At 41.8% G+C, this 12,148-nt stretch carries 12 protein-coding genes; 6 read left to right on the forward strand and 6 right to left on the reverse strand.

The genetic code is table 11. From position 1 onward, the window contains the following. Positions 1-290: 290 nt before the first annotated feature. Entirely contained in the window at positions 291-1,631 is a 1,341-nt protein-coding gene (locus L4D12_RS16120) for a serine hydrolase domain-containing protein (RefSeq protein WP_428448873.1), read from the reverse strand. Positions 1,632-1,920: 289 nt separating this feature from the next. Then, positions 1,921-3,615 (reverse strand): AMP-binding protein, encoded by a 1,695-nt coding sequence (locus tag L4D12_RS16125; RefSeq protein WP_428448874.1) that lies wholly within the window; start codon positions 3,613-3,615, stop codon positions 1,921-1,923. A gap of 401 nt (positions 3,616-4,016) precedes the next feature. Here L4D12_RS16125 and L4D12_RS16130 point away from each other — a divergent pair, with 401 nt between their 5' ends. After that, positions 4,017-4,478, forward strand: a complete 462-nt coding sequence (locus L4D12_RS16130; protein WP_428448875.1) for a TetR family transcriptional regulator — start codon at positions 4,017-4,019, stop codon at positions 4,476-4,478. Between the two features lie 94 nt (positions 4,479-4,572). Beyond that, positions 4,573-4,764, forward strand: a complete 192-nt coding sequence (locus L4D12_RS16135; RefSeq protein ID WP_428448876.1) for a YtxH domain-containing protein — start codon at positions 4,573-4,575, stop codon at positions 4,762-4,764. A 65-nt stretch (positions 4,765-4,829) separates the two neighbouring features. Here the strand turns inward: L4D12_RS16135 and L4D12_RS16140 are convergent, their stop codons facing one another. The 4 genes from L4D12_RS16140 to L4D12_RS16155 all read right to left on the reverse strand — a co-directional run bounded on the left by L4D12_RS16140 (position 4,830) and on the right by L4D12_RS16155 (position 9,325). Next, positions 4,830-6,161 (reverse strand): NCS2 family permease, encoded by a 1,332-nt coding sequence (locus tag L4D12_RS16140; RefSeq protein WP_428448877.1) that lies wholly within the window; start codon positions 6,159-6,161, stop codon positions 4,830-4,832. A gap of 44 nt (positions 6,162-6,205) precedes the next feature. Beyond that, positions 6,206-7,306: an adenosine deaminase family protein gene (locus L4D12_RS16145; protein ID WP_428448878.1), complete on the reverse strand. Its 1,101-nt coding sequence runs from the start codon at positions 7,304-7,306 to the stop codon at positions 6,206-6,208. A 164-nt stretch (positions 7,307-7,470) separates the two neighbouring features. Next, on the reverse strand, positions 7,471-8,394 hold the full coding sequence (locus tag L4D12_RS16150; RefSeq protein WP_428448879.1) for a LysR family transcriptional regulator: 924 nt from the start codon (positions 8,392-8,394) through the stop codon (positions 7,471-7,473). A gap of 139 nt (positions 8,395-8,533) precedes the next feature. Next, complete coding sequence (locus tag L4D12_RS16155; protein WP_428448880.1) at positions 8,534-9,325, reverse strand: M48 family metallopeptidase; 792 nt, start codon at positions 9,323-9,325, stop codon at positions 8,534-8,536. Between the two features lie 95 nt (positions 9,326-9,420). Here L4D12_RS16155 and L4D12_RS16160 point away from each other — a divergent pair, with 95 nt between their 5' ends. From L4D12_RS16160 to L4D12_RS16175, 4 genes are all read left to right on the forward strand, one after another. Beyond that, positions 9,421-9,867 carry a hotdog fold thioesterase gene (locus L4D12_RS16160; RefSeq protein WP_428448881.1) on the forward strand — a complete coding sequence of 149 codons (447 nt, stop codon included), beginning with the start codon at positions 9,421-9,423 and terminating at the stop codon, positions 9,865-9,867. Next, positions 9,857-10,093, forward strand: coding sequence for a DUF3389 domain-containing protein (locus L4D12_RS16165; protein ID WP_428448882.1), 237 nt, complete (start codon positions 9,857-9,859; stop codon positions 10,091-10,093). The genes L4D12_RS16160 and L4D12_RS16165 overlap by 11 nt, the downstream gene beginning before the upstream one ends. 388 nt (positions 10,094-10,481) lie before the next feature. After that, complete coding sequence (locus L4D12_RS16170) at positions 10,482-11,378, forward strand: phosphotransferase (protein WP_428448883.1); 897 nt, start codon at positions 10,482-10,484, stop codon at positions 11,376-11,378. 105 nt (positions 11,379-11,483) lie between these two features. Next, positions 11,484-12,131: a putative ATP-dependent zinc protease gene (locus tag L4D12_RS16175; RefSeq protein ID WP_428448884.1), complete on the forward strand. Its 648-nt coding sequence runs from the start codon at positions 11,484-11,486 to the stop codon at positions 12,129-12,131. Positions 12,132-12,148 lie beyond the last annotated feature (17 nt).

Here is a 12,148-nt window from a genome sequence, read left to right on the forward strand (position 1 = left end):
ATGATGGTGTTTGAATAATAAATCTATATATATCATTACATTGATAAGTTTCGGTTGATAATTATGGTGTCGAGCGGTTGTTGAAATGTTTAGTGTTGTAATATTTCATTTGATGATAAATGGAAGAGAATAGTCTGAATTTTATTAAAATTTTTTTATATCAGAGTCGACGGTCTTTCTGCGAAGGCTTTCTAGCACAAAGAGGTGTCTCTACAAAAGGGAGAGGGGGGAATAATGCTGTGTAGGAAATGGAGCGCTGCTCTTTGAGGTTCAAGAGCAGCACTGCTGTGTTAATTGTTAGTTATGCGTGAAAAGCGAGAAAGGTAGCGACCATCACGGGCGAAAAAGATGATCTCCTTTGTGGTGTCATTCTCGTTACGGTTAATACGAATTCTATTGTCGATGCCCACTGCGAATAAGCTGTTTTTATTCTGAATTTTCAGAGGGATAGTGTATTGGTTAACTTTGGCTTGCAATACACCATCACTGTAAACAACTTGAAGAGGAACACCGTTATTATCAAGATAGTTGCCAATGACATCAATGTCATATTGCCAGTCAGCAAAATTTGTTTTTGGTGGGATGATCCTACCAACAGGTTCTTCGCCATTAGTGATTTTAACTAAATCAATCGCTAACAAATCAACATTCGTATTAAAAAAATTGCTCAGTGCGATAATAGTCAGGCCAGTTTTTGGTTCCTGAATGAGTAGGGTTTTGAAGCCATCAATTTCGCCTTGATGTAAGAAATATGATGTTCCACCAATTTCTTCATTAAAGATGCCATATTGCTGTTCAAACATTTGATCAACTAAAGGCTTTGCAATGATTTTCCCTGTATTAAGGGCTCGGCTCCAGACTAAGAGATCTCGTGATGTTGTGATTAGCTCACCTGCTGACCATGCACAACCGCTAGGTGTTATATATGCATCAACCAATCCTGATAGTTCGTACGATTTAGCTAACTGAAATGAGAGAGTCAGTTTTAAACTGCTGTCTTTCATGCCAAGTGGTCTGAGTAATTCAGAGGTTATGTAGTTGTCGTATGACGTCCCTGACACTTGTTCGATAATGCCACCGAGCAAATGGTAAGTCGCATTACTATAGTTAAATAATTTACTCGGTGGGTATATCTTCGAGGTTTTTAGTGTGTTGTTAATGAGACCTCTAGAGTTGCAACTTTTCTTGTATTCTCGCCACGAAGGGTCGCTATATAACCCTGCTGTGTGATTCAGTAGCATGGCTATTGTAATCTCGTTACCAAGGTTGAGCTTGGGGAAATACTGCACAACAGATTGGTGAATATCTAATTTTTTTTGCTCATGCAAGCGTAGGATAGCAACAGCTGTCAGCTGTTTGGTTATTGAGCCAGCTTTAAATAGGTTATCAGCGCTGATAGGGCGCTTAAGTTTAACATCAGCAAGACCAATTGATTTCTCATAGACAATCTTGTCGTTCTCGGCAATCAATACATTGCCGCTGAATCGTCCAAACGTGTTTAGATGCGCGAGATAATCATCTAACGCTTTTTGAGTTTGAGTTGCCTGCTGGGTACTATCCGCATTTACGTATGGAGTAGAAAGAAATAGTACGAATAACAGTAGTGATTTGAAAATTGGATGCGTATTCATATTTTTTGGGAGAGTGGAAATATATTGTGAGAAAGTAGCACTCAGAGCAACGAGCAGCTATTTTTTGATATTAATTCGTATGGTTGAATGATAATTTCGGGACTCACTATTCTCTTTAGTTGTGATCATGCCAAGCGTTTCATGAAAAAGTGCAGATTAGGTTGGATTTACTGACTGGAGGCGAGATCAACTAATTGTTTTGTAAATATCTTATCTGCCAAGTACAAAAATCACCATTCAGTGATTTTTGTACCATTAGGCAGTATTGCTGAGTACTAACTAAAGAGGGTTACTCTTCCCACTGTACCAGTTTGTTTTTCGGCCAGTTGGCGCCTACATCATGATACTTTTTCTCGAGTAGATGGCGTTTAATTTTCAAGGTCGGTGTCAGGAGCCCATTCTCGATACTCCATGGCTCTTTAATCATCAATACGCCTTTGATTTTGGCATGTGACTCTAGTTCAGTGTTGATTGTGTCAATAACACGTGCTGCCGTACGCTCATAACGCTTTTTATCAAAATTTGGGAAGTCGTGAGGGATAGCTAATAAAATGGGAGCTGGCATACCAGAGCCCACAACGCACATCATTTCAATATTGGCTAGCTCAAAAATGCGTTTTTCAATCGGTACAGGTGAAACAAATTTTCCTTTGGCTGTTTTAAAGGTATCGTTTTTACGACCTTGTATAGTGAGGTAACCATCATTGTCGATAGAACCTATGTCACCAGTGTGTAGCCATCCATTGTTATCAAACATTTCTTTAGTTGCGGCGTCATTTTTATAGTATCCGGTGAATAGGCCCATACCACGTACCAAGACCTCTTCATCGGCCGCTATTTTAATTTCAACACCGGGACCGGCATTACCAACTGAGCCAATTTTATCACTGCGGAATGGATGATTAAGCGTACTGTAGGCAAATGTTTCGGTCATTCCCCATGCCTCGGTGATTTTTAGCCCTATTCTTTCGTACCAGCGTAGCAGTGCTGGTGAAATAGGAGCGGAACCGCAGCCAAGCATTCGTGCTTTGTCAAGGCCAAGGCCTTCCGCTAGCTTACGTTTTATTACACCCGAAATGAACGGAATTTTGAGTAAAAGGTTGAGTTTTGCTTGCGGGAGTTTTTCGAGAATTCGTTGCTGAAATAGCGTCCAGAGACGTGGTACAGAGATGAACAGCGTTGGTTGATGCATTTTTACATCATCAATGAACGTATCCAAGGATTCAGGAAATGCAACTTGGATACCTGACATAATAGAAGCACCAAATATATAGACACGCTCTGTTATATGGGCTAGAGGTAAATATGAGAATAGTCTCTCCCCCTCACGCATTCCGATATGGTCGACAATGTGTTGTGCTGACCAGGCAAATGAGCCATAGCTCAGCATTGCACCTTTAGGAAGCCCAGAGGTACCGGATGTATAAACAATTGACATTAAATCATCTTGCTGATGGTTTGGGCGTTCTTCTGTCGGTGAATGTTTAGCTATCAAACTGCCAAATTCAAAGTGACATTTTGGTGCTGAAGGGTAGTTGAAGGCAACGGTTAAAATATCTGGGTTGTTTTTCATGACGGTGTCAACCGCTTTTGAATCGTCTAATTTACCGATAAATACGGCTTTTGATTCACTGTGAATCAGGCAATGTTCAATCGTTTCAGCACCTGCCGTAGGAAAAATAGGCACACTAATATAGCTACCCATCATCAGTGCAAGATCAGTAATAAACCACTCAGCACAGTTCTTGGAAATTATCGCGATACGATCACCCGGTTTCAATCCTTGATCACGTAGAGCGCTAACTAATTTTAATGCTTGTTCTGCTACCTCTGCATAGGTGAAATCGACAAATTGTCGATTGATAATCTGACGAAGGTAAACTTCGTCTGCGCGTTCTTCTGCCCATTTAAGAATCATATCTGATGGCAGTGCTTGTATCATGAGAGCATCCTTACAGCGATCCGATTGCAGAGGTAGATTCATATTAAGGTCCTTCTATTTGTTATGTCTTTGTTAAAATAAAGCGAAATCATCTGGTCCGTCAAGTGATTATTGTCAATCTTTTTGTTTGAATAACACGATATGCTCCTAAAAATCGATAAAAATAACTACATCCCAATTACAAAAATAGGACAAATTTCAAACAAGTGTGTGAATTTTCTTCTGATTATTTCATCAGTAAAGTAAAGGGCTTACTTTAACGTTATGTTTTTTAGATTGTGAGAGTGGGGCACACTGTCTGTTTTGGTCGCTATGTGATATGTTTTTGCTTGGTTTATCGTTTTATGTCAGTTATGGTTTGATTAATCATAAAGATCGTTAAATGACCCACAGGCTGATTGTGGGTATTTTGTTGATTTAATAAAGAATAGAGTCAACGCATTATGCCTAAGCGTAGTAAAGAAGATACAGAAATTACCATTCAGACGATTATGGATGCGGTCGTCGATCAGATTTTGACATTGGGTTATGACAAAATGTCATATACAACAATAAGTAAGCAGACAGGTATTTCCCGAACTGGGATCAGCCATCATTTCCCTAAAAAACAGGATTTTGCGACAGCCCTTGATGGACGGATTTTTAATCTTTTTGTTGAGCAGTTAGATCTAGATCAAGGCTTAGATGGGTTTGTTGCGAGTTGGATTGCAGCATTAGACAATGAAAAATTCAGCGCAACATTACGCTTGTTGTTCCATCATATCGCATCTGCAGAAACAACCAGTGAGTTTTCTAAGCGCGGTATAGAGCGATTGTATGCTATGTGTCAGGAGCGTTTTGGTGATGAGAGTGAAAAAGAGCTGGAGTGGTTACTGGGCAAATCATTGATCAGTTTGGTTCGATAAGGCCATAGACATTATTTGTCTTTATCATCAATGCCTTGGATTGAAATCCTAACCGGACATGCCTTGTTTTTAATGAATAGTATAGAGTATAAACATGTTGAAATATCTCGTCGTCGCTCTTATTGCCTTAGGAATCTATATCGGTGTGACTTATAAAGATCAGATTGAAGATCTTACCGACTCGCGACAATTTGAAGAAGTGCATGATGTATTTGAAGATGCTTCTGATAGAGCGGCTGATGCCGCCAGTGATCTGAGTGATAAATTAGAAGGGCTTAGTAATTAAAGATAGTCGTTTTATGTATCAAAAAAGACCGGTATATATTTACCGGTCTTTTTTGTTTGCCACAATTAGTGTGATGAAATGATGTAGAAGTAATAAATCATCGATGTGGCAATAAGATAGACAGACCAGTGATCTTCTTTGTAACGACCCGTTGTGAGTTTAAGGAATGCATAAACTAGCATGGCTGCTGCTATGCCATTTCCTGCGTTAAAGCTAAAAACGCTCATTACTACACAGACGAAGGCCGGTAGATACTCCGTGATATCATCGTAGTTGATCTTTCTCATTGAGCTCATCATGGCGATACCGATATACATGAGTACAGGTGCCGTCGCAACCGTCGGGATCATTCCTGCAAGTGGTGCTAAAAATAGTGTCAGAGTAAAACAAGCAGCGGTGACTAATGCGGTAAAACCAGTACGCCCACCAGATTCAACCCCCGCCGAGCTTTCTACGTAGGTTGTTAGCACCGGACAAGAAAATAGGGCGCCGAATGTTGTTGCACAGGAATCAACATGAAAGTTTTTTTCAATACCAGGTAGATTGCCATCTTTGTCGAGATAGCCAGCCTGCGCGCCAATACCCAGTAGTGCTCCAAGGGTAGAGAAAAAATCAGGGATAAAGAAAGCCAATAGGAAAGGCAGATAAACCGGACTCAATGCACCCACGACATCCAACTGGAAGAACATGTCATCAATGCTTCCGGGTATACTAAACAGAGTGTCAGGAATAGCTGTAATACCTAGGGGTAAGCTAATTAATGTTGTTAGCAGTACCGCGACAATAATGCCGCCTTGAATTTTACGGGAAACAAAAAAGAGCACCATAAAAAAACCGAGAATGGCAACAATGACATCAAGGGATGCTAAATCGCCGAAAATCAGCACGTTTTTGCGAGGATCGGCAATGACAATACCGGCTTGTTTGAAGCCGAGTAAAGCGATAAATAAACCAATCCCTACACCCACAGAGACTTTCACACTGTGCGGGATAATGCGAACGACAAAGTCACGAATTCCAAGAAATGATACCAGCATAAAGAGTACGCCGCTGATAAAGACGATACCGGCTGCAATGCTCAATGGAACATCGTTTCCAAGCAGTGTAAAAGAAAAAATAGCGACACTGCCTAGCCCAGGGCCAAGAACAAATGGACGATTGGTATAGAGTGCCATCGCAATGGTTGTAATTACTGTCATTAACACAGTAACAGTGAGCGCACTATTGAATGGGATCCCACCTTTACTTAGCATATTGGGTACAACGGCAACCATGTAGGCCATTGTGGCGAATGTAGTGAGACCCGCAATGATCTCGGTTCGAAGGTTGGTTTTATTACCTTTAAAATCAAACCAGGTTGCTATGCTAAACCCCGTTTTTTTTGCAGCCGTTTCCATAGATTCCCTCTAGAAGTTTTAATGAAGCGTGATTCAGTGAAAATTTAACGTCGATATTGGATTAATTGTTCAGGAGCGATAACAGGCTCTGAGATCAGCGATGCTCTTAGGCTATCGAATTCATTGCACCATTCATTTAGCCATTGCTGTTTGATGGGGTCGGCTATCCAACTTGTCTCAATGCTGTTAACCATCATTTGGCGTAGACTATCAAGATCAAATCCAAAGTCTTCAACCATTACTCGATAGCAGTTGGCACTGGTTGTGTCATGAATATGCCAGTCATCAGTACACGGGATAATCTTTAGTCCGGCTTTTGCCATTTTCCTAATGGGATGGTTCTGGCACCATTGTTGGTGGTCTGGCCATAGTTTGAAGTAGTAAGTGTTAGAAGGAATAACCGTAAAAGGGAGGCCTTGTCTCGCATAACGTGTAGTTAATGCCGAATTATTAATGATGGTATACCCGTGATCAATGCGATCGACATGGATAAGTTCTGCGCCAGTTTCTACATTTCTCCAGTGCAGTCCGAATTCTGAACAGTGAGCGGTGAGCTTGAGTCCATGAGACTGAGCCAGTCGATACGCTTTCCAGAATTGCTCGACAGGTGCATCGTGTTCTTTGTAATCAATCCCAATTCCAAGAACGTACGGGTGCGGGAAAGCAATCATTTCTTCCACCATATCAACCGCAGTCTCAGGGGATTTTTCGCGATTGATTGAGGGAATCAGGCGTACAATAAGCCCCATTTTATGCTCAATAAGATCAATCGCTTCAGCAAGTGCTTGCGTCACCGCTGGGTATGACAGCGGGGTATCACTCGGGTTCCAAAATGTTTCAATATAACGGACGCCACAGGCATGGGCATCTTCAGCGACTTCCAGTAATACTTGAAAATAGTCTTCTGGCTCTCGCATGAGTTGGTATAAAAATGTTAACGCCTCGATGCCGCCTTTAACCGTGCCGCTTTCATGCTGGTGGGCTCGGTAATAGCATTTAGCTTCACTTACAGGTAGTTCAACGCTGTATTTATTAGCCAGTGCCAGCATGGTTTCCATCCGTACACCACCGAGTAAATGGTAGTGAAGGTCAGCTTTAGGAAACTGATGATAAAATTCAGTCAGTGTAATTTGAGCAAGTTCCACGTTAACCTCTTTGACGCAACATTCGCGCAAACGTTTGCTTTTCGCGGAGTATCTACCCGATTCATTAAAATGTGAAATGCAAATAATGGTATGTCAGTGCCGATTCGGCACTGAACTCTACTAGCGATGCCTTAATGTATCTAAAACTGTCTTGTTTAATGAGATTAGCGTTGTAAACACCATGGATGATTGACTTGCCAGCCATCGCTAATGTGTTGCTCAAGTAGATGCCACAATGTTTGAGCCTCTTTTCGTAGTGGGGCTGAGTTACGATAGAGTCTAATTTGATAGGGAAGTCTGAAATGCTGTGGCTCAATAGCAACCAAAGTGTGTGTCATTAGCTCATTCTGGATCTGAGCGTCAGGTATCCATGCAATACCTTTTTTTCTTATTGCCATCTCTTTGTGCAGTTGGCACATGGAACTTTCAAAGACTGGATAAGTATCAAGCAGTTTAAGTGTTGGCTGATATTGCTCTATCAGTCTAGCGCTGTATGAGTCAGCACTATAGCGGATAAGCGGTGTCGGCTGAGAAAGTGGATCAAAAACAGCTTTGCCTTGCGTATCCGTTGCAGATACCAGTAGAAAGTCACCGTGACCAATACACAAACTTTGAAAAGGGGGTTGGAGTAGCGACAGAATTTCAAAGCCAAGAAAGAAATCACAGTTTGCTTGGGTGAGTGATTCAATGGCCATATCAACACGCAAAATATCAATAGAGAAATGTATGTCTTGATCTTGGTTGATATGCTCAATGAGGTCCAACAAGGTCGGTGATGATAATGAATGCGGAGTCGCTATGCGAACCGGATTTTGAAGGGGTTGCTCAATACCACTGAGAATTTTGAGACCATCCTCCATTTGGGCGACCATGTTTCTGGCTATTGTGCGAAACTGGCGGCCTGCAGGGGTTAGACTGATCGGTGTTGTAGAGCGATCGATAAGGGAGTGACCAACCGCTTTCTCTAGTGCTCGAATGTGACGTCCAAAAGCGGGCTGAGTGATGTGCCTTGCTTCTGCGGCACGAGAAAAATGCTGTATTTCTGCTAGCGCTAGAAAATCTTTTAACCATTTTGTATCAAGGTTCATGCGTGTTACTCAGGTAAGTTGGGGAGGACGTGTCAGAATAAAAAAGCACCGCTCAAGGTGCTTTGATATCAACTCACATAAGCATCTAATAGTCTTACTATACAAATGATTGAGTAGTAACTTGATCAATGAGTATGATTTATCTTGTGCACTGTGGCCGAGGCGTATTATAACGAGGAAGTTTATTTATCTCAGCTTTAAGTTCATCAATTCGAGTTGAATGAGATGGGTGAGTAGACAGTAATTCAGGTGGCTGGTTTCCACCGGAAGCTTTCGCCATATTTTTCCAGAGGCTGACACTTTCACTTGGGTTAAATCCTGCTTCTGCCATTAGGCGTAAGCCAATAATATCTGACTCGGACTCTTGCGAGCGGCCATAAGGCATAAGAACGCCATACTGCACCCCTAAGCCTAAACCTGCCATGGCTGCATCATGATATTGAGTACCGCTGATGGCGATGCTTGAAAGTTGTAACCCTAAATTAGCCAATTTAGAACGAGACAGCCTCTCATTACTATGATGTGCCATCACATGGCCAATTTCATGCCCGATGACAGTGGCAAGTTGATCCTGATTAGCAGCAACATTCATTAAGCCTGTGTAGACACCAATTTTGCCGCCAGGAAGGGCAAAAGCGTTGACTTGGTCGCTATCAAAAACGACCACTTCCCATTGTTGTTGATTTAGCTCTCCGCCTAACTTTGAGGTCAGCGCATCAGTGATGCATTGCACATATTGGTTAGTTTTCGGATCCGTATTGATTTTTTCTTGATCCTTTAATGTATCGAACGATTGCGTACCAAGCTGGGACATATCTTGTTCGGAAAATAGCAGCACCTGTTGACGTCCTGTCGGAGAGCTACTGCAAGCAGATAAAATCAATGTTGAAGCGATAACGCTCGAAATAAATAAAGGGTGAAAGCGATCCATGAATGACTCCTTTCATATAAGTTTAGAAAACCGCAATAGCGGAATTATACATATCCTGTATTATTCATCACAAATTTGTTTGTTTGGTTAACCTAATGAGTATTTGGAAAAAGTCATTCACACTTGAGAGTTTGAATCATACATCGATCAATACATTAGTTTCTCATCTGGGAATTGAATACAGTGATTTTGACGATAACAGTTTATCTGCAGTGATGCCGGTAGAGCCTCGAACTCATCAGCCATTGGGCATGCTCCATGGTGGCGCTTCCGTTGTATTAGCTGAAACGTTAGGTTCGATCGCTGCCAACATGTGCGTGGACGATGGAAAATATTGTGTTGGGCTTGATATCAATGCTAACCATATCAGAGCGATGCGAGAGGGTTTTGTCACCGGCACTGCAATACCACTACACCTTGGGGCGACAACTCAAGTGTGGCAGATTGAAATTACCGATTCTCGTGGTCACCTTGTTTGCAGTAGTCGTTTGACCATGGCAGTGATGAAACATAAGCGTGAGCAGGTGAAAGATGAACATTGAATTCTCTGAAGGACGAATCATTGCAAACCAGCATGAATTAGTTGTACGACTTAATGGTTCGGCTCGCGTGACATTACAGGCGATGGTTGATGATGTGAGCTTAATTGGAAAAGGGGCAAATGTGGTCACAGCCATGGGATCAGGGGTCAATTGGTCTGTCAGATTAGAGACTGAGCAACAGCTTCAGTCTTTGTCTGACGCCATTGGTGTCGCGATTCAGGACTAATTGCGCTGTTCTGGATTACCGGACTATAGAGTGTATGCTGATCATCGCGACGGTTTTCAGTTCTTTTGTATTCTTTATGGGGATAATTAAAGGACAGTAAATTCCAGAGGTGGTTGTTGGTGCGATCGTTAGTGAAGATGTTTTTGTTCAATTTTTTTATTGTAATACTTTGGATCCATGTCAAATAATATATCGAGCTTGATTTGTTTACTCAGGAATAAAATTTGTGAGAGCTCGGGCTCATATTTGACTAAATTGACCCAAATTTTATGTTTAACGCGCTATTGTATAAATGGCTGGTGAGTGGATAATTATAATTAATTCATTGGTTTACACTATATTCCTCATGGGAATGTCAAGAGATATTGCATAGCGTTAAGGAGTGTCGATGAATAAAATAAGGCTTAAGCAGATCGCTGAATTTGCCTTTAAAACGATGTTTCGGCAAGCTCCGGAGTTAAGTAAGATAGAAGAGACCTTTTATGGTTGGGTTGTCTTTTTAGCTTCAAAAAAAGTGAAGGTTGTTGTTAAATTCTCACGAGAAATTGGCCGGCTAGCCAAAGAGGTTGAAGGCCTTGATCGTCTAAGGTCCACACTGCCATGTCCCGTTCCTCGGGTGCTTTTTTTTGGCCGTGAGGAGGGATTTAATTTCTTGATGCTTGAGTGGGTAGACGGTGTGCCTGCACATCAACTCCCCGATGATAGTAAGGCGATTACCGCATTTAGAAACAGTTACACTGAATTATTACTGACTCTTCATGATAAGGGGTCTGAATCAGGGTTTGAGGTTGAAACTGGGGTTTATACTCTTGATTTGATAGATGCTTTTGATGGGTGGATGCATTCCGTGTATCGTTATCTTATGAGTGAGGCGTCGCCATTTTCACCATCCCTTAAAGCTGCGTATAAACAGTTATGGGAAATTAGAGGGGCACTATTATCCGATGTGTCTTCGCCGGCGTCTCTAGTTCATGATGATTGCCATGTCGGCAATGTCATGTTTGATCCAAAAACTTTCAAGGTATCCGCTATTCTTGACCCTTGTGATGTGGGCTTTAAACATCGTGAAATGGATCTTTTTCATCTCTACGATGTTCGACCAGAGCTAAATCTTGCCGAGCATTATCGCACAGTATATCCATTAGAATCAGGCTTTGAGGTGCGCCGTTGGTTCTATAGTTTATGGGATGATGCCAAACATAGTCGCAATATGGGGTGGTATGATGAAGAATGGATGTTAAAGAAATTTGATAACTTCAATCGAGTCTACAATCAATATTATTAATTATTTATCACGATGCCGATGCATTATTAGTGAAATGCATATTGAGCGACGGGGTATATAGTCAGTTATTCTGAAATATACTGATATTGTAGGGGAGTAAGAAGAATGAACAAAGCCAGTGCTTATTTTTCTCTTACGTTGATTGTTGGATGCGCTCAGCAAAAGGCACCGATTATTGAGCCGGAATCAACCGCTAAACCAGAGGTTAGGGTTGTTGAACCCGAACCTACCGTTCTACCTGTTGCGATAGAACCCGTTGTTCTTCCTCAACCGAGACCTATTTCTGTTGAACCTACACCAGAGGTGAAAGCTAAGCCTAAGCAAAAACAGAAAGCTATGTCTGTCCGCACGGTGACAAAAACGCATGATGGAAAGCTGATCCTGGGAAGTGAGGAATGGGTGTGGTTGCCTCAATCAAAGCAATACATCAAGGCGAAAATTGAGTCAGATCAGAAAGTATCAATGATGGGTGTGAGTGATTTACAAGACTTTGAAAGAGATGGGGTTGATTGGGTAAGTTTCAGTACCGGGGATGAAAAACTCGAACTGCCCGTTGAGCGTTGGTGGGGGCAGAAGGACAGTGATAGTCGTCAGGCGGTCGTAAAACTTCGAGTGAAGTTAGGTGAGCTGGATGAACTGGCAGAGGTTGCTTTAACAGATGGTAAACAGATGGTATTGGGGGATAACTTTATTCGAGATGTCGCTGTGGTGGATGGTAAAAGGAAATTTGTTCAGCCTAAAGCAAAAAAATGACAGATGGGTGTTTGAGG

This window comes from Photobacterium nomapromontoriensis, from assembly GCF_050336815.1.
Lineage (GTDB): Bacteria > Pseudomonadota > Gammaproteobacteria > Enterobacterales > Vibrionaceae > Photobacterium > Photobacterium nomapromontoriensis.

Coding starts and splice junctions, on each gene's coding strand:
- L4D12_RS16125 (WP_428448874.1), bottom strand. CDS start 3,615: ATGAATCTACCTCTGCAATCGGATCGCTGTAAGGATGCTCTCATGATA.
- L4D12_RS16140 (WP_428448877.1), bottom strand. CDS start 6,161: ATGGAAACGGCTGCAAAAAAAACGGGGTTTAGCATAGCAACCTGGTTT.
- L4D12_RS16160 (WP_428448881.1), top strand. CDS start 9,421: ATGAGTATTTGGAAAAAGTCATTCACACTTGAGAGTTTGAATCATACA.
- L4D12_RS16175 (WP_428448884.1), top strand. CDS start 11,484: ATGAACAAAGCCAGTGCTTATTTTTCTCTTACGTTGATTGTTGGATGC.
- L4D12_RS16135 (WP_428448876.1), top strand. CDS start 4,573: ATGTTGAAATATCTCGTCGTCGCTCTTATTGCCTTAGGAATCTATATC.
- L4D12_RS16165 (WP_428448882.1), top strand. CDS start 9,857: ATGAACATTGAATTCTCTGAAGGACGAATCATTGCAAACCAGCATGAA.
- L4D12_RS16150 (WP_428448879.1), bottom strand. CDS start 8,394: ATGAACCTTGATACAAAATGGTTAAAAGATTTTCTAGCGCTAGCAGAA.
- L4D12_RS16120 (WP_428448873.1), bottom strand. CDS start 1,631: ATGAATACGCATCCAATTTTCAAATCACTACTGTTATTCGTACTATTT.
- L4D12_RS16155 (WP_428448880.1), bottom strand. CDS start 9,325: ATGGATCGCTTTCACCCTTTATTTATTTCGAGCGTTATCGCTTCAACA.
- L4D12_RS16170 (WP_428448883.1), top strand. CDS start 10,482: ATGAATAAAATAAGGCTTAAGCAGATCGCTGAATTTGCCTTTAAAACG.
- L4D12_RS16130 (WP_428448875.1), top strand. CDS start 4,017: ATGCCTAAGCGTAGTAAAGAAGATACAGAAATTACCATTCAGACGATT.